The organism is Pseudomonas sp. LBUM1651, assembly GCF_059716135.1.
The window spans coordinates 1118772-1134915 of record NZ_CP166805.1; the positions used below are offsets into that span (position 1 = coordinate 1118772).

General features: G+C 60.3%; 13 protein-coding genes. 10 read left to right on the forward strand and 3 right to left on the reverse strand.

Going from position 1 to position 16144, the window contains the following annotated elements; all coding sequences use genetic code 11:
• The first annotated feature begins 3 nt into the window (after positions 1-3).
• From ispG to ACA066_RS05180, 7 genes are all read left to right on the forward strand, one after another.
• A complete protein-coding gene (ispG, locus tag ACA066_RS05150; RefSeq protein WP_010457850.1) occupies positions 4-1113 on the forward strand; it encodes a flavodoxin-dependent (E)-4-hydroxy-3-methylbut-2-enyl-diphosphate synthase in 1110 nt (369 codons plus the stop codon).
• A gap of 23 nt (positions 1114-1136) precedes the next feature.
• Entirely contained in the window at positions 1137-2426 is a 1290-nt protein-coding gene (gene hisS, locus ACA066_RS05155; protein WP_497698386.1) for a histidine--tRNA ligase, read from the forward strand.
• A 42-nt stretch (positions 2427-2468) separates the two neighbouring features.
• The gene (locus ACA066_RS05160) at positions 2469-3110 is read left to right on the forward strand and encodes a tetratricopeptide repeat protein (protein WP_253436926.1); all 642 of its coding nucleotides are present in this window, start codon (positions 2469-2471) and stop codon (positions 3108-3110) included.
• Complete coding sequence (gene bamB, locus ACA066_RS05165; protein WP_497698387.1) at positions 3103-4254, forward strand: outer membrane protein assembly factor BamB; 1152 nt, start codon at positions 3103-3105, stop codon at positions 4252-4254. Before ACA066_RS05160 ends, bamB begins: the two co-directional genes overlap by 8 nt.
• Positions 4255-4489: 235 nt before the next feature.
• A complete protein-coding gene (gene der / locus ACA066_RS05170; protein ID WP_461996576.1) occupies positions 4490-5959 on the forward strand; it encodes a ribosome biogenesis GTPase Der in 1470 nt (489 codons plus the stop codon).
• A gap of 292 nt (positions 5960-6251) precedes the next feature.
• Positions 6252-7400, forward strand: coding sequence for a pyridoxal phosphate-dependent aminotransferase (locus tag ACA066_RS05175; RefSeq protein WP_497698388.1), 1149 nt, complete (start codon positions 6252-6254; stop codon positions 7398-7400).
• On the forward strand, positions 7388-8179 hold the full coding sequence (locus tag ACA066_RS05180; RefSeq protein WP_497698389.1) for an amidohydrolase: 792 nt from the start codon (positions 7388-7390) through the stop codon (positions 8177-8179). The genes ACA066_RS05175 and ACA066_RS05180 overlap by 13 nt, the downstream gene beginning before the upstream one ends.
• A 205-nt stretch (positions 8180-8384) precedes the next feature.
• On the opposite strand, the gene leuA is transcribed toward ACA066_RS05180, so the two are convergent.
• The 3 genes from leuA to xseA all read right to left on the reverse strand — a co-directional run bounded on the left by leuA (position 8385) and on the right by xseA (position 12722).
• Positions 8385-10064 carry a 2-isopropylmalate synthase gene (gene leuA / locus ACA066_RS05185; RefSeq protein WP_497698390.1) on the reverse strand — a complete coding sequence of 560 codons (1680 nt, stop codon included), beginning with the start codon at positions 10062-10064 and terminating at the stop codon, positions 8385-8387.
• Positions 10065-10517: 453 nt separating this feature from the next.
• Positions 10518-11339: a peptidoglycan DD-metalloendopeptidase family protein gene (locus ACA066_RS05190; protein ID WP_497698391.1), complete on the reverse strand. Its 822-nt coding sequence runs from the start codon at positions 11337-11339 to the stop codon at positions 10518-10520.
• Between the two features lie 3 nt (positions 11340-11342).
• Positions 11343-12722: an exodeoxyribonuclease VII large subunit gene (gene xseA, locus ACA066_RS05195; RefSeq protein WP_497698392.1), complete on the reverse strand. Its 1380-nt coding sequence runs from the start codon at positions 12720-12722 to the stop codon at positions 11343-11345.
• Positions 12723-12926: 204 nt separating this feature from the next.
• Here xseA and ACA066_RS05200 point away from each other — a divergent pair, with 204 nt between their 5' ends.
• From ACA066_RS05200 to guaB, 3 genes are all read left to right on the forward strand, one after another.
• Positions 12927-13676 (forward strand): sulfite exporter TauE/SafE family protein, encoded by a 750-nt coding sequence (locus ACA066_RS05200; protein ID WP_497698393.1) that lies wholly within the window; start codon positions 12927-12929, stop codon positions 13674-13676.
• 186 nt (positions 13677-13862) lie between these two features.
• On the forward strand, positions 13863-14411 hold the full coding sequence (locus tag ACA066_RS05205; RefSeq protein ID WP_497698394.1) for a sugar ABC transporter ATPase: 549 nt from the start codon (positions 13863-13865) through the stop codon (positions 14409-14411).
• Between the two features lie 186 nt (positions 14412-14597).
• Positions 14598-16067: an IMP dehydrogenase gene (gene guaB, locus ACA066_RS05210; protein ID WP_497698395.1), complete on the forward strand. Its 1470-nt coding sequence runs from the start codon at positions 14598-14600 to the stop codon at positions 16065-16067.
• Positions 16068-16144 lie beyond the last annotated feature (77 nt).

Below are 16144 nucleotides of genomic sequence, written 5' to 3' on the forward strand. Positions count from 1 at the left end.
GTCATGCACGGCGAATCTCCAATCAAGCGTCGCGAATCCCGGAAAATCTGGGTCGGTAACGTGCCTGTTGGCGGCGATGCGCCCATCGCTGTGCAGAGCATGACCAACAGCGACACCAATGACGTCGCCGCCACCGTCGCCCAGATCAATCGTCTGGAAGCCGCTGGCGTCGATATCGTGCGCATTTCCGTGCCGGACATGGACGCCGCCGAAGCCTTCGGCAAGATCAAGCAACTGGTCAAAGTTCCGCTGGTGGCCGACATTCACTTCGACTACAAGATCGCGTTGCGCGTAGCCGAACTGGGCGTTGATTGCCTGCGGATCAACCCGGGCAACATCGGTCGTGAAGACCGTGTGCGTGCGGTGGTCGATGCCGCTCGCGATCGCGGGATTCCGATCCGCATCGGCGTCAACGCCGGTTCCCTGGAAAAAGACCTGCAAAAGAAATACGGCGAGCCGACCCCGGCCGCGCTGGTCGAGTCTGCCCTGCGTCACGTCGAGCACCTTGAACGCCTGAACTTCCAGGACTTCAAGGTCAGCGTGAAAGCCTCCGACGTGTTCATGGCCGTCGCCGCTTACCGCTTGCTGGCCAAGGAAATCGTCCAGCCGCTGCACCTGGGCATCACCGAAGCCGGTGGTTTGCGTTCAGGCACGGTGAAATCCGCCGTAGGCCTCGGTATGCTGCTCGCCGAAGGGATTGGCGATACTATCCGCATCTCGTTGGCGGCCGACCCGGTCGAGGAAGTGAAAGTCGGCTACGACATTCTCAAATCCCTGCACCTGCGTTCCCGTGGCATCAACTTCATCGCCTGCCCGAGCTGCTCGCGGCAGAACTTCGATGTGGTCAAAACCATGAACGAGCTGGAAGGGCGCCTTGAAGATCTGCTGGTGCCGCTGGATGTCGCGGTCATCGGTTGCGTGGTCAACGGGCCGGGCGAAGCCAAAGAGGCCCATATCGGCTTGACCGGCGGCACGCCAAACCTGATTTACATCGACGGCAAGCCGTCGCAGAAACTGACGAATGACAATCTGGTGGATGAGCTTGAACGCTTGATCCGCCAGAAAGCGGCCGAAAAGGTCGAGGCCGACGCAGCTGTAATCGCTCGCGGCTGATCGAACGAATTTAAGGATTTAAAGTGAGCAAGTCTCTGCAAGCCATTCGTGGCATGAACGACATCCTGCCCGAACAGACTCCCCTGTGGCGTCATTTCGAGGGCACCGTTTCGCGTCTGCTGGATAACTACGGTTACAAGCAGATCCGCATGCCGATCGTCGAGTTCACCGAGCTGTTCAAGCGCTCGATCGGCGAAGTGACCGACATCGTCGAAAAAGAGATGTACACCTTCGAAGACCGCAACGGTGATTCGCTGACCCTGCGCCCGGAAGGCACTGCGGCCTGCGTGCGTGCGGTACTTGAACACGGCATCACCGGCGGTGGCCAGGTGCAGAAACTCTGGTACATCGGGCCGATGTTCCGCCACGAACGTCCGCAGAAAGGCCGTTATCGCCAGTTCCACCAGATTGGTGTCGAGGTGTTCAACCTTGACGGTCCGGACATCGACGCCGAGCTGATCGTGCTGACCTGGCGCCTGTGGGGCGAGCTGGGCATCCGTGATGCGGTCAAGCTCGAGCTCAACAGCCTGGGCACCAGCGAATCCCGTGGTCGTTATCGCGAAGCGCTGGTCGAGTTCCTGTCCGCTCACCTGGACAAGCTCGACGAAGACAGCCAGCGTCGTCTGAAGACGAATCCACTGCGGGTTCTGGACACCAAGAACGCCGACACTCAAGCGATCCTGGTCGACGCGCCGAAAATGGCCGACTACCTCGACGAAGAATCCCGCGTGCACTTCGAGGGCCTCAAGGCTCGCCTGGACGCCGCCGGTATTCCTTATGTGATCAACCCGAAGCTGGTGCGCGGGCTGGATTACTACAGCAAGACCGTTTTCGAATGGGTCACCGACAAGTTGGGCGCTCAAGGCACCGTGTGTGCCGGCGGCCGCTACGACGGTCTGGTGGAGCAGATGGGCGGCAAACCGACTCCGGGCGTTGGTTTCGCCATGGGCATCGAGCGTCTGGTGCTGCTGCTGGAAACCCTGGAGCAGATCCCGGAAGAGATCTCCCGTCAGGTCGACGTCTATCTCTGCGCATTCGGCGAGACTGCCGAGTTGGCTGCGCTGACGTTGAGCGAGAAGGTTCGCGATCAATTGCCCAACCTGCGCCTGCAGATCAATGCCGGCGCCGGCAGCTTCAAAAGCCAGTTCAAGAAGGCCGACAAGAGCGGTGCGCTGTACGCATTGATCCTCGGTGACGACGAAATGGCCCAGCAAGTGGTAGGTTTCAAACCCCTGCGTGGCCAGGGCGAACAACAAAGCATTGCCTGGGATGCGCTTGCTGCACACCTGGCCACCTGCGTCGTGCAGGGTTGAAGCTGTCATAAACAGCCGATTTAGCGATTAAGGAGTATTGGGGTGTCGAGTACCGAAGACGAAAACCTGGCGGATTTAAAGGACTGGTGGACACGCAACGGCAAGCCCCTGGTCACTGGCGGCCTGTTGGCGCTGGTCATCGTGTTCGGCTGGCAGGCCTTTCACAAGTATCAGAGCAATCAGTCGCAAAGCGCCTCGATTCTCTATCAGCAATTGCTCGAGACCACGCTGACGCCTGACGGCAAGCCTGATGCCGCCCGTGTTTCGGACCTGGCCGGCAAGCTCAACAGCGAGTTCGGCGGCACCGCGTACGCGCAGTACGGCAGCCTGTTCGTGGCGAAAGTCGCGGTCGACAGCGGCAAGCTGGACGACGCTGCCACCGAGCTGAAAGCCATCGTTGCCAAACCGGCCAACCCGGCACTGGGTGAAATCGCCCGTCAGCGCCTGGCGCAGGTATTGGCCGCGCAGAACAAGGCCGATGAAGCCCTGAAACTGCTCGAAGGCGATGCCGATAAGGCATTCCTCGCCACTCGCGAAGAACTCAAGGGCGACCTGCTGGTGCAGTTGGGTCGTACCGATGAAGCGAACGCTGCGTATCAAAAAGCCAAGGCGGCACTGTCGGATGAAGCGGCAGTCGGTGGCCTACAAATCAAGCTGGACGATCTGGCCAAAGGGGATGCGTGACGTGATCCGTTGGAAACATGCAGCATTGCTGGCTCTGGCCGTATTGGCCGCGGGTTGCAGCAGCAACAGCAAAAAAGAATTGCCGCCTGCCGAGCTGGTCGACTTCAAAGAAGAAGTGGTCCTGCAAAAGCAGTGGAGTCGTTCGATCGGTGACGGTCAGGGCGAAACCTACAACATGCTGGTTCCGGCGATCGATGGCGATACCATCTATGCCGCCGACGTCACTGGCGTGGTGATGGCGATGGATCGCAGCAATGGCGACGTCAAATGGAAGAAAGACCTCGAACTGCCTGTTTCTGGTGCCGTTGGCGTAGGTTACGGCCTGCTCGTGATCGGTACGACCAAGGGCGAAATCGTTGCGATGGACGCCAGCAGCGGTGAAGAGAAATGGCGCGCTCGCGTGTCCAGTGAAGTGCTCGCGCCGCCGGCCAACAACGGTGACGTGGTGGTGGTTCAGACTCAGGACGACCGTCTGATCGGTCTGGATGCCGCCACCGGCAACCAGCGCTGGTTGTATGACAGCACGCCTGCCGTCCTGACCCTGCGCGGCACCAGCGCACCGATCGTCACCAACCGCCTCGCAGTGGCTGGTTTGTCGACCGGTAAAGTGGTCGCTCTCGATATCTCCAACGGCGTGCCGGTGTGGGAACAGCGGGTTGCGATCCCGCAAGGTCGTTCGGAACTGGAACGTGTTGTCGATATCGACGGTGGCTTGCTGCTGTCCGGCGGTACGCTCTACGTCGCCAGCTATCAGGGTCGCGTTGCGGCACTGGACCTGGAAAGCGGTCGTCAACTCTGGCAGCGTGATGCTTCCAGCTACGCCGGCGTTGCCCAGGGTTTCGGCACTGTTTATGTGAGCCTGTCTTCGGGCACTGTTGAAGGCGTCGACGAGCGTTCCACCACGGCTTTGTGGAGCAACGACTCGCTGGCTCGCCGTCAACTGTCGGCTCCGGAAGTGTTCTCCAGCTATGTTGCAGTCGGTGACATGGAAGGCTACGTCCACCTGCTGAGTCAGGTTGACGGTCGTTTCGTCGGCCGCGAGCGCATCGACAGCGACGGCCTGCGTGCCCGTCCGCTGGTGGTGGGTGACACGATTTATCTGTATGGCAACAGCGGCAAACTGGAAGCCCTGACCATCAAGTAAGGACTATGCTTGGGGTTTAACCCCCAAGCGGCTTCACTGTTTGTAGGACTGTAGGAGCGAGCTTGCTCGCGATGGACGCTAACGATTACGTTGGCGGCCTGAATAAACGCGGTGCTTTTGCGTTTTTCGCGAGCAAGCTCGCTCCTACAGAAAAACACACAGAGGTTGCCCCGAGCACCAGCCGCTGCCTCGCAGCGGCTTTTGTATTTTCTGAAATAACGAAGTGGAGAGCCGCATGGTTCCCGTAATCGCCCTGGTGGGCCGACCGAACGTCGGCAAGTCCACCTTGTTCAACCGCCTGACCAGGACTCGCGACGCCATCGTCGGCGACTTGTCCGGTCTGACCCGTGATCGCCAATACGGTGAGGCCAAGTGGCAAGGGCGTTCCTACATTCTGGTCGACACCGGCGGTATCTCCGGTGACGAGCACGGTATGGACGAAAAAATGGCCGAGCAGTCGCTGCTGGCCATTGAAGAAGCCGATGTCGTTCTGTTCCTGGTAGATGCCAAGGCCGGTTTCACCGCCGCCGACCAGATGATCGCCGAGCATTTGCGCAAACGTAACAAGCGTTCTTACGTGGTAGCCAACAAGGTCGACAACATCGACCCTGAAATGGCCCGCGCCGAATTCGCCCCGTTGGGCATGGGCCACGCGATCCCGATCGCCGGCGCTCATGGTCGTGGCATCACCCAGATGCTGGAAATCGCCCTGAGCGACTTCCCGAAAGACGAAGAAGAGCTGGAAGAAGGCGAGGAAGAGGACGTTGCCGAAGGCGAGGAAGCCAAGCGCATTCCTGGACCGAGCGAAAAAGACGGGATCAAGATCGCCATCATCGGCCGCCCGAACGTCGGCAAGTCGACCCTGGTCAATCGCATGCTCGGTGAAGACCGGGTGATCGTTTATGACCAGCCCGGCACCACCCGCGACAGTATCTACATCCCGTTCGAGCGTAACGACGAGAAGTACACGCTGATCGACACCGCCGGTGTGCGCAAGCGCGGCAAGATCCACGAAGAAGTCGAAAAATTCTCCGTGGTCAAAACCCTGCAGGCGATCAAAGACGCTAACGTCGTGATCTTTGTGATGGATGCCCGCGAAGGTGTGGTCGACCACGACCTCAACCTGCTGGGCTTTGCCATTGAGTCGGGTCGTGCGCTGGTTATCGCGATCAACAAATGGGACGGCATGACGCCGAGCGAGCGTGACTTCGTGAAGGTCGAGCTGCAACGTCGACTGTTCTTCGTTGACTACGCCGACATCCACTTCATCTCGGCCCTGCACGGCACTGGCGTGGGCAACCTGTACGCCTCCGTACAGAACTCGTTCAAGTCCGCGGTCACCCGCTGGCCGACCAACCGTCTGACCCAGATTCTGGAAGATGCGGTCGGTGAGCACGCGCCGCCGATGGTCAACAACCGCCGGATCAAGCTGCGTTACGCTCACTTGGGTGGCGCTAACCCGCCGATCATCGTGATTCACGGTAACCAGATCGAGAAGGTGCCGAAGTCGTACGTCCGTTACCTGGAAAACACTTACCGCCGTGTTCTGAAGCTGGTCGGCACGCCGATCCGCATCGAGTTCAAGGGTGGCGAGAACCCGTACGAAGGCAACAAGAACTCGCTCACTGACCGTCAGGTCAACAAGAAGCGTCGCATGATGTCGCACCACAAAAAGGCCGACAAGAAGCGCCGCGACAAGCGCTGATCCGCAGCCCTACTCCATCTTGTGTGCGGGGATGTTGTGGCGAGGGGGCTTGCCCCCGTTGGGTGGCGTAGCCGCCCCAAAATCATCCACTGCGGTCTATCAGATAAACCGCGGTGCAGGTTTTACGACTGCTGCGCAGCCGAACGGGGGCAAGCCCCCTCGCCACAGAGCAATGCGGTGATGTTTAGAAGAAGGGCGTCAGTTGGCGCCCTTTTTTTATGGGCGCCGTTTGGGCTATCCTCGGGCTCTCCCGCGCCGCCGTTAGAGCCGGGTGTAGAGCAGGGAATCACCGATGATCACCAGTAAGCTGCCGAATGTCGGCATCACTATCTTCACGCAGATGTCTCAGCTCGCGGCGCAAACCGGGGCGATCAACCTGTCCCAGGGTTTTCCCGATTTCGATGCCCCGCAGGCCCTGTGCGATGCGGTCGGTCGGCATGTTGCCAATGGCCATAACCAGTATTCGCCGATGACCGGCCTGCCGGCGTTGCGTCAGCAAGTGGCGGCGAAAATCGCTCGCAGCTATGGCGTCAATGTCGATTCCGACAACGAAGTGACCATCACGCCCGGCGCCACCCAGGCGATCTTCTGCGCGATTCAGGCGGTTATCCACAGCGGCGACGAAGTGATCGTGTTCGATCCGTGCTACGACAGTTACGAGCCGTCGGTTGAACTGGCGGGTGGTCGTTGCGTGCATGTGCAGCTCGGGCTGAATGATTTCTCCATCGACTTCCAGAAACTGGCTGAGGCCATTACGCCGCGCACGCGGATGATTGTGCTGAACTCACCGCACAACCCGAGTGGCGCACTGATCAGCCGCTCCGAGCTGGATCAATTGTCGGATCTGATTCGTGATCGCGATATCTACCTCGTCAGCGACGAAGTCTACGAACACCTGGTGTTCGACGGTGTGCCTCACGTCAGCGTGCTGAATCACGAAGAGCTGTATCAGCGCGCCTTCGTGGTCAGCTCGTTCGGCAAGACCTACCATGTGACCGGCTGGAAAACCGGCTATGTGGTCGCGCCACCTGCTCTCACGGCGGAACTGCGCAAGGTTCACCAGTACGTCAGTTTCTGCGGCGTGACTCCGCTGCAATTTGCCTTGGCCGATTTCATGGCTGATCACCCGGAACATGTCGAAGAACTGCCGGCTTTTTATCAGGCCAAGCGCGATCTGTTCTGCGACTTGCTGACGCCATCGCGTTTCAGTTTCACCCGCGTCACCGGCACCTATTTCCAGTTGGTCGATTACTCGCAGATCCGCCCGGACCTCAACGATGTCGAGATGGCGTTGTGGATGACCCGCGAACACGGCGTGGCGAGCATCCCGATCTCGGTGTTCTACCAGACGCCGCCCGAAGGCCAGCGCCTGGTGCGTCTGTGCTTTGCCAAGCGTGAGGAGACCCTGCGTGAAGCAGCGGCAAAACTATGCGTGATCTGAGTGCACTGCCCAATCTGAACATTGCGCTGGTCCAGACGACCCTGGCCTGGCACGACCGCCAGGCCAATCTGGAGCATTTCCAGCAACTGCTGGAACAGGCTCGCGGCGCTGACCTGATCATCCTGCCGGAGATGTTCACCACCGGTTTCTCCATGGAGTCGGAGACGCTCGCCGAGGCGGAAAACGGTCCCACCAGCAAATGGCTGCGTGCGCAGGCTGCGCAACTCGATGCCGTGATCACCGGCAGTGTCATCGTTCAGGCCGCCGACGGCAGTCATCGCAATCGCCTGTTGTGGGCGCGACCGGACGGTGAAGTCTGGCACTACGACAAGCGTCATCTGTTCCGCATGGCGGGCGAGCACAATCACTACACACCGGGCGAGCGCCAGGTGCAGTTCGAACTCAAGGGCTGGCGTGTGCGGCCGCTGATTTGCTACGACTTGCGTTTCCCGGTGTGGAGCCGTGATGCCCAGGACACCGACCTGTTGCTATACACCGCGAATTGGCCAGGCGCACGGCGTCAGCACTGGAACCGTTTGCTGCCGGCACGGGCGATCGAAAACCTTTGCTATGTGGCGGCGGTGAATCGCATCGGGACTGACGGTAAAGGCTTTGCGTATACCGGCGACAGTCAGGTGCTGGATTTCCAGGGTGAGACGTTGCTCAGTGCCGGCGAAGCCGATGGTGTGTTTCAAGTTGTGCTGAATGCGGCCGACCTTCAGGCTTATCGCACGCGGTTTCCGGCGAATCTGGATGCCGATACGTTCGAGTTCACCTGAGATTTTTTCGCTGTCTGAACTGGCCCTTTCGCGAGCAGGCTCGCTCCCACAGTTGAACGATGTAAACACAGATTTTGTGTACACCAAAAATCCACTGTGGGAGCGAGCCTGCTCGCGAAGAGGCCATGGCAGGCACCACAACAATCGGCTAAACAAAAAGGCCCCGAGGTTCACACCCCGGGGCCTTTTGCATTGCGGTGAAGGCTTACGCCGCTTTCGCTTCCGGCTGGCTCAACGAGCGGTTCAGCGCGCTGAACAGGGCCTTGAAGCTGGCGGTGGTGATGTTTTCATCGATGCCGACGCCATGCACTGCACGTTCACCGTTCACTCGCAGCTCGATGTAGGCCGCCGCCTTGGCGTTGGTGCCCGCGCCGATCGCGTGTTCGTTGTAGTCCATGATCTCCACCGGAACCGGCAGACCGGCCACCAGCGCTTCCAGCGCGCCGTTGCCCTTGCCGCGCCAGTGCAGGTTGGTTTCGCCCTGGCCTTTGCCGGAGACTTCCACTTCGACGGCGCTGTGACCGTTTTCTTCCTGCAGGCGATGGCTGACCAGCGCGTACGGGGTGTTGGCCTGCAAGTACTCGCTGTGCAGCAACGCGTGGATTTGCTGGGCGGTCATTTCGAGGCCCAGACGATCGGTTTCACGCTGCACGACCTGGCTGAACTCGATCTGCATGCGACGCGGCAGGCTGATGCCGTATTCCTGTTCCAGCAGGTAAGCGATACCGCCCTTGCCCGACTGGCTGTTGACGCGGATCACCGCCTCATAGCTGCGGCCGATGTCGGCCGGGTCGATCGGCAAGTACGGCACTTCCCACAGGGCGTCCGGTTTCTGCTGGGCAAAGCCCTTGCGGATGGCATCCTGGTGGGAGCCGGAGAACGCGGTGTGAACCAGGTCGCCGACGTACGGGTGGCGCGGGTGCACCTGGATCTGGTTGCACTCTTCGACGACTTTGCGCACGCCGTCGATGTCGGAGAAGTCCAGCTCAGGGTGAATGCCCTGGGTGTACAGGTTCAGTGCCACGGTCACGAGATCGACGTTACCGGTACGCTCGCCGTTGCCGAACAGGCAGCCTTCGACACGGTCGGCGCCGGCCATCAGGCCCAGTTCGGTTGCCGCGACACCAGTGCCACGGTCGTTGTGGGTGTGCAGGCTGATGATCACGCTGTCACGACGGTTGATGTGACGGCCGAACCATTCGATCTGGTCGGCATAGATGTTCGGGGTCGCGCATTCGACGGTGGCCGGCAGGTTGAGGATCACCTTGTGCTCAGGCGTCGGGTTCCAGACCTCGATGACCGCGTCGCAGACTTCCTTGGCGAATTCCAGTTCGGTCGCGCTGAAGGTTTCTGGCGAGTATTCGAAGGTCCACTCGGTGTTTGGCTGCATGGCGGCGTATTTGACGAACAGCTTGGCAGCGTTTACCGCGATGGCCTTGATCCCGTCCTTGTCCTGGTTGAAGACAATGCGGCGGAAGGAAGGGGAGGTCGCGTTGTACAGGTGAACGATGGCTTTCTTCGCCCCGCGCAGGGATTCGAAGGTGCGCTCGATCAAGTCTTCACGACCTTGGGTCAGCACCTGAATGGTGGTGTCGTCCGGGATGTGGTTGCCTTCGATCAGGGTGCGCACGAAGTCGAAGTCGGTTTGCGAAGCGGCCGGGAACGACGCTTCGATTTCCTTCACGCCGACCTGCACCAGGGTTTTCCAGAAACGCAGCTTCTTGACCGCGTCCATCGGCTCGATCAGCGACTGGTTGCCGTCGCGCAGGTCGGAGCTGCACCAGATCGGCGCGGCGGTGATGGTCTTCGACGGCCAGGTGCGGTCCGGGATGTCGATGGTCGGGAACGCGCGGTATTTCGAAGACGGGTCTTTGAGCATGCTCATCGGGAAATCCTTATTGTGTGGGCCGAAAAAAGGCGGCCTGCCGGTGGATCAAAGTTCTTGGGGAAAAGCGTGGGGCGAGGCACCGCGATTCAGCCCGGCAGTCGTGCGCTGACGAGGCACAGGCTGCGGTGCTGGCGAAGCTGAATGAGGGTGTGAAAGGTTTTCATGCCTTCAACCCTAACCGCGAGGGTGAAGGATGGCAAGCAGTCGAAAAAAATTGAGAGGAATACTCGAATGCGATGTTTTATCGAGATTTTATTGCGGTGAAGGGTAGGGAGCCTTTTGATATTTGCGCGAGGGTTGAGTGATGCGCAATTGGGGTTGTTGGCCTTCGCCTGTGATATCGCCTTCGCGGGCAAGCCTCGCTCCTACAGGATTCGCATAATTCGCGGTCACCACAAACTTGTAGGAGCGAGGCTTGCCCGCGAAGAGGCCAGCGGTCTCAGCGAAGATTCAGGGCTGAAACGCGCCAATGAAAATCGCCGGATCAACCCGAGCATCATTCAGGCTCACATTCCAGTGCATATGCGGCCCGGTCGCACGCCCGGTGGCGCCAACCTTCCCAACCACACCACCACGCGCCAATGGCTGCCCAACCTTCACATCAATCTTCGACATGTGGCAGAACATGCTGATAAAGCCCTGCCCATGGTCGACGAACACCGTGTTGCCGTTGAAGAAGTAGTTACCGATCAGGATCACCTTGCCTGCCGCCGGCGTCTTGATCGGCGTTCCGGCGCCCACGGCGAAGTCCAGGCCCGAGTGGGGGTTGCGCTCTTCACCATTGAAGAAACGGCGCACACCGAACTTGCTCGACAGCGGCCCGTTGACCGGTTTGTCCAGCAACAGGTTACTCGGGGTATTCGGGCTGAACGTGCGGTAGGCGGCGATCTGCTCGGCCAGTTCGCGCTCGATGCGCTTGAGATTGTCCGGGTCTGGATTGACCTGTTGGGTGTTTTTCAGGGTGATGCGCTGTTCCGGGTATTTCTTGTTGCCGACGGTGAAACTCAGGTTGCGGCCGCCGCTGCTGATGGACTGGGCGCCCGGCTTGACGGTCAACGGCACACCGACAATCGCCAGCCAATTGTTCTGTTCCTTGACCACCAGAACCGGTTTGCCTTGATAACTGGCTTTCGGCGCCTGGGCCGCCGCGCCCAGATCCACCACCGCCACACCACCCGGCACCGGTTTGTTCAGCAGGCGGGTGATGTAGCTGTCGGCGTGGGCGTTGAAGGTCAGGCACAGCAACAGCAGCGGAGCTAAAAAACGCGGCATGGATCAATCCAGTAAAGAAAGGGTGACAGGCGTCAGGTGATTGTCTTCGACCCGCACGTGCAGTTCGCCTTCACCCAGTTTGGCTTTCAGGCGCTGGCCGTTGTGGGTTTGCGCGGCGCTGCGGATCGCGTTGCCGCGCTCGTCCAGCAAAATGCTGTAGCCACGGCCGAGGGTCGCCAAAGGACTGACCACATGCAGCGTCTGCACCTGACTTTGCAGTTGCAGGCGACGGGATTTGAGCCCTTCGCGGATGGCCCGGGGCAGACGTTCGGCAAGGCTGTCGAGGCGCTGACGCAGCATCGCCAGTTGCCGGCCCGGATGTTGCCCGGCGAGGCGGGTTTCCAGGCGGATCAGCCGTTCGCGACGGGTATTGAGGCTACGTTCGAACGCGCGGCGCATGCGCATGTCCAGATCATCCAGACGTTGCGCCTGCTGGCGCAGGCGTTCGCCGGGATGGCGCAAGCGCCGAGAGATGCCTTCAAGACGCAGCCGATCACGCATCAGGCGGTCGCGCATGCGCATCACCAGCCGTCGATGCAGGCTCTCGACCCGACGCACCAGGTCGCTGGAGTCCGGCGCCAGCAGCTCAGCAGCGGCGGAAGGTGTCGGGGCGCGAACGTCAGCCACGAAGTCGCTGATCGATACATCGGTTTCATGGCCGACGGCGCTGACAATCGGCGTCACGCACGCGTCCACGGCGCGGGCCACGGCTTCTTCGTTGAAACACCACAGGTCTTCCAGCGAGCCGCCGCCACGGGCCAGGATCAATGCATCGAAACCACGGGCGTCCGCCAGTTTCAGCGCGCGGACAATCTGCGCCGTGGCTTCGCGGCCCTGCACGGCGGTGGGGATCAGCGTCAGCTGCACCTGCGGCGCACGGCGGCGGAACACGCTGATGATGTCGCGGATCACTGCGCCGGTGGGCGAACTGATGATGCCGATACGTTGCGGATGTGCCGGCAGCGGCACTTTGCGCTCGGCGCTGAACAGGCCTTCGGCGCTGAGTTTTTCTTTCAAGGCATCGAAGGCCAGACGCAGCGCACCGTCACCGGCCGGCTCGACGGTGTCGAGAATCAGTTGATAGTCGCCACGGCCCTCGAACAGCGAAACCTTGCCGCGCACCTTGACCGCCAGACCATCCTTCAGCGCCTGACGAACCCGCGCCGCGTTCTGCCGGAACAATGCGCAACGCACCTGGGCGCCGCTGTCCTTGAGGGTGAAGTACACGTGGCCGGACGCCGGGCGGGCGAGGTTGGAGATTTCGCCTTCGACCCAGATATTGCTGAACACGTCTTCGAGCAACACCCGCGCGCGGCCGTTGAGCTGGCTGACAGTCAGGACTTCACGGTCCAGGCCGAGTCTTGCAAAGGGATCTTTAATCATGGGGCGCAGTTTAAAGGCATTCGGCGCCGAATCTCCATGCATCCGCATAAATCCCCTGTGGGAGCGAGCCTGCTCGCGAATGCGGTGTGCCAATCGACATTGATGTTGAATGGTAGACCGCATTCGCGAGCAGGCTCGCTCCCACAGGGGTTACAGTTGTCAGTGGGAATCAAGGAATCCAGGGGGCGGAATGTGCTTGAGCTGATGAATCAATGGCCCTTCGGCGCGACGGATTGGCTGGTCATCGGCCTGGCCATCGCGCTGGCCTATATCGTGTTTGGCATCGCCGGGTTCGGCACCGCACTGGTGGCCGGGCCGATTCTGATTCTGTTCATGCCGCTGTCGAAGATCGTGCCGTTGCTGGTGCTGCTGGATTTTGTCGCGGCGTTCGGCAATCTGCTGCCCTCGCGGCGCGATGTGGCCAAACCGGAATTGCTGCGGCTGCTGCCGTGCATGGCGGTGGGCTGCACGCTGGGTGTGATCTTTCTGCTGAACCTGAAGTCCGACCTGTTGCTGCTATTGATGGGGCTGTTTATCAGCGTCTATGCGGTTTACAGCCTGTGGGTCAAAACCCGGCCGACGCAGTTGTCGGCAGGTTGGGCGGTGCCGATGGGCACGGTCGGCGGGATGTTCGGTGCGCTGTTTGGCAGTGGCGGTTTTTTGTATGCGATCTATTTGAACAGTCGGTTACCGAAAAACGCGGCGCGGGCGACCCAAAGCGCACTGATCAGTTGCAGCACCGTGGTGCGCCTGAGCCTGTTTGCTGTCGCGGGTGTGTATGCCGAGCTACCCTTGTTGATGTTGGCGCTGTGTTTGTTGCCGGCCATGGCGTTGGGACTGTGGGTCGGCCGGCGGCTGACCATGAGATTGTCCCGCGAGGCATTCGTGCGGTTGGTGACCTGGTTGGTGCTGGCTAGCGGGATTGCGTTGATCGGGCGGTATTTGAGTACTTGACCGGATTTCGTCAGGGATTAAGCTGCCCGCCGCTCGGACGCCTTCGCGGGCAAGCCTTGCTCCTACAGGTCTTGTGTCGTTCGATAATTTGCGAACGACACAAGACCTGTAGGAGCAAGGCTTGCCCGCGAAGGCGTCATCCGGTACGCCGCAGAACTTTCCATTTGACGCAGCAGGCTTGCACCCATGAACTCCCAAAGCATCATCGTCCCGAAAATTTCCACGCTGCCGGTGCACGAACCCCGGGCCCGGGCGGTCGTGCGCTGGCTGGTGCGCAAGAACATCATCAAGGAAGAGCTGACCACCTGCGGCCGCACCGGCAACCGCATGGGCCACGCGATCGCTGACGGTGCCCGTGCCGTGGTGCTGCACCCGCAAGCGCTGCCGTTCGGCGAGCCGGTCAATGGCCTGGAGATCATTACCAAGCGCTGCATTTATACGCCGGCCAAGGGTTTCCTTGGAGAAGCAGGCTGCGCCGAGTGCCGCAAGGAAATCGGCGAAGCGCTGTTCGAAAGCCTGGAGGACTGGATGCCGGGGCGCACCGATAACTTCACGTGTCCCGAATGCGGGCATGAAGATGACATCAACGGCTTTCTTTTCCTGCAGGAATGCGGCTTTTCCAACCTGGGATTCATTTTCAACAACTGGGCCGAGGCCGGGTTCAAGCAGAGCTTTATCGATGAGTTCGCCGACTGGCTGGATCAGCCTGTCAGTTGGGTCAAAGTGGAACTGTAGGAGCACAGCTTGCTGGCGATGGCGTCCTCGAGATCGCCATCGCCAGCAAGCTGTGCTCCTACGGGATTTGTGTAGCAAAACCCCCGTCGATCACCGCATCAATAATAGACAGAGTTTTACATTGAACCCGAGGGGGTGTCTGACTATAATGGCGCGCTTCCATTTTCCCGCTCGGGAGCCCCCGCGATGCTGCGTATCAGCCAAGAAGCTCTGACATTCGACGACATTCTCCTAGTGCCTGGTTATTCCGAGGTGCTTCCTAACGAAGTCAGTCTCAAGACCCGCCTTACCCGTGGCATCGAGCTGAATATTCCTCTGGTTTCTGCCGCCATGGACACCGTCACTGAAGCCCGTCTGGCAATTGCCATGGCTCAGGAAGGTGGCATCGGCATCATCCACAAGAACATGACCATCGAGCAGCAAGCTGCCGAAGTGCGCAAGGTCAAGCGTTATGAAGCCGGCGTGGTCAAGGACCCGATCACCATCGAGGCTGACGCCACGGTTCGTGAACTGTTCGAACTGACCCGCATGCACAACATCTCCGGCGTTCCGGTACTGCACGATGGCGACCTGGTCGGCATCGTCACCTCCCGCGACGTACGTTTCGAAAACCGTCTGGACGCCACCGTCCGTGAAGTGATGACACCTAAAGAGCGTCTGGTCACGGTCAAGGAAGGCGCCGACAAGAACGACGTTCGCGAGTTGTTGCACAAAAACCGAATTGAACGCGTGCTGATCGTCGACGACAAATTTGCCCTCAAAGGCATGATGACCGTCAACGACATCGAAAAAGCCAAGGCTTACCCGCTGGCCAGCAAGGACGATCAAGGTCGTCTGCGCGTTGGCGCTGCGGTCGGCACCGGTAAAGACACCGGTGACCGCGTCGCCGCGCTGGTCAATGCCGGCGTTGACGTGGTGGTGGTCGACACCGCACACGGTCACTCCAAAGGCGTGATCGACCGCGTTCGCTGGGTCAAACAGAATTTCCCTGAAGTGCAGGTGATCGGCGGCAACATCGCCACCGGCGCTGCCGCCAAGGCCCTGGCCGAAGCCGGCGCTGACGCAGTCAAGGTCGGTATCGGCCCTGGCTCGATCTGCACCACCCGCATCGTCGCCGGTGTCGGCATACCGCAAATCAGTGCCATCGCCAACGTTGCCGCTGCCCTTGAAGGCACCGGCGTTCCGTTGATCGCCGACGGCGGCATCCGTTTCTCCGGTGACCTGTCCAAGGCCATCGTTGCCGGTGCTTCCTGCGTGATGATGGGCTCGATGTTCGCCGGTACTGAAGAAGCGCCGGGCGAGATCGAACTGTTCCAGGGTCGTTCGTACAAGGCTTACCGCGGCATGGGTTCGCTGGGCGCCATGTCCCAGGCTCAAGGTTCCTCCGACCGTTACTTCCAGGACTCCTCCGCGGGTGCCGAGAAGCTGGTTCCGGAAGGCATCGAAGGGCGTGTTCCGTACAAGGGCAGCCTGAGCGCCATCATCCATCAACTGATGGGCGGCCTGCGTTCCTCGATGGGTTACACCGGCAGTGCCGACATCGAAGAAATGCGCACCAAGCCTGAGTTCGTACGGATCACCGGCGCTGGCATGGCCGAGTCCCACGTCCACGACGTACAGATCACCAAAGAAGCGCCAAACTATCGGGTCGGCTGACGCCGACAGCTATAAGCCACAAGCTAAGAGCTGCAAGCGGTACTGCGTTTACGCAGCTACCGCGTAGCTTCCGACTA

What these genes read in the sequence shown, in the direction of transcription:
- ACA066_RS05175 (WP_497698388.1), top strand. Translation starts at nt 6,252, where the DNA reads ATGATCACCAGTAAGCTGCCGAATGTCGGCATCACTATCTTCACGCAG.
- ACA066_RS05180 (WP_497698389.1), top strand. Translation starts at nt 7,388, where the DNA reads ATGCGTGATCTGAGTGCACTGCCCAATCTGAACATTGCGCTGGTCCAG.
- ACA066_RS05205 (WP_497698394.1), top strand. Translation starts at nt 13,863, where the DNA reads ATGAACTCCCAAAGCATCATCGTCCCGAAAATTTCCACGCTGCCGGTG.
- leuA (WP_497698390.1), bottom strand. Translation starts at nt 10,064, where the DNA reads ATGAGCATGCTCAAAGACCCGTCTTCGAAATACCGCGCGTTCCCGACC.
- guaB (WP_497698395.1), top strand. Translation starts at nt 14,598, where the DNA reads ATGCTGCGTATCAGCCAAGAAGCTCTGACATTCGACGACATTCTCCTA.
- bamB (WP_497698387.1), top strand. Translation starts at nt 3,103, where the DNA reads ATGCGTGACGTGATCCGTTGGAAACATGCAGCATTGCTGGCTCTGGCC.
- ACA066_RS05200 (WP_497698393.1), top strand. Translation starts at nt 12,927, where the DNA reads ATGAATCAATGGCCCTTCGGCGCGACGGATTGGCTGGTCATCGGCCTG.
- der (WP_461996576.1), top strand. Translation starts at nt 4,490, where the DNA reads ATGGTTCCCGTAATCGCCCTGGTGGGCCGACCGAACGTCGGCAAGTCC.
- ACA066_RS05190 (WP_497698391.1), bottom strand. Translation starts at nt 11,339, where the DNA reads ATGCCGCGTTTTTTAGCTCCGCTGCTGTTGCTGTGCCTGACCTTCAAC.
- ispG (WP_010457850.1), top strand. Translation starts at nt 4, where the DNA reads ATGCACGGCGAATCTCCAATCAAGCGTCGCGAATCCCGGAAAATCTGG.
- xseA (WP_497698392.1), bottom strand. Translation starts at nt 12,722, where the DNA reads ATGATTAAAGATCCCTTTGCAAGACTCGGCCTGGACCGTGAAGTCCTG.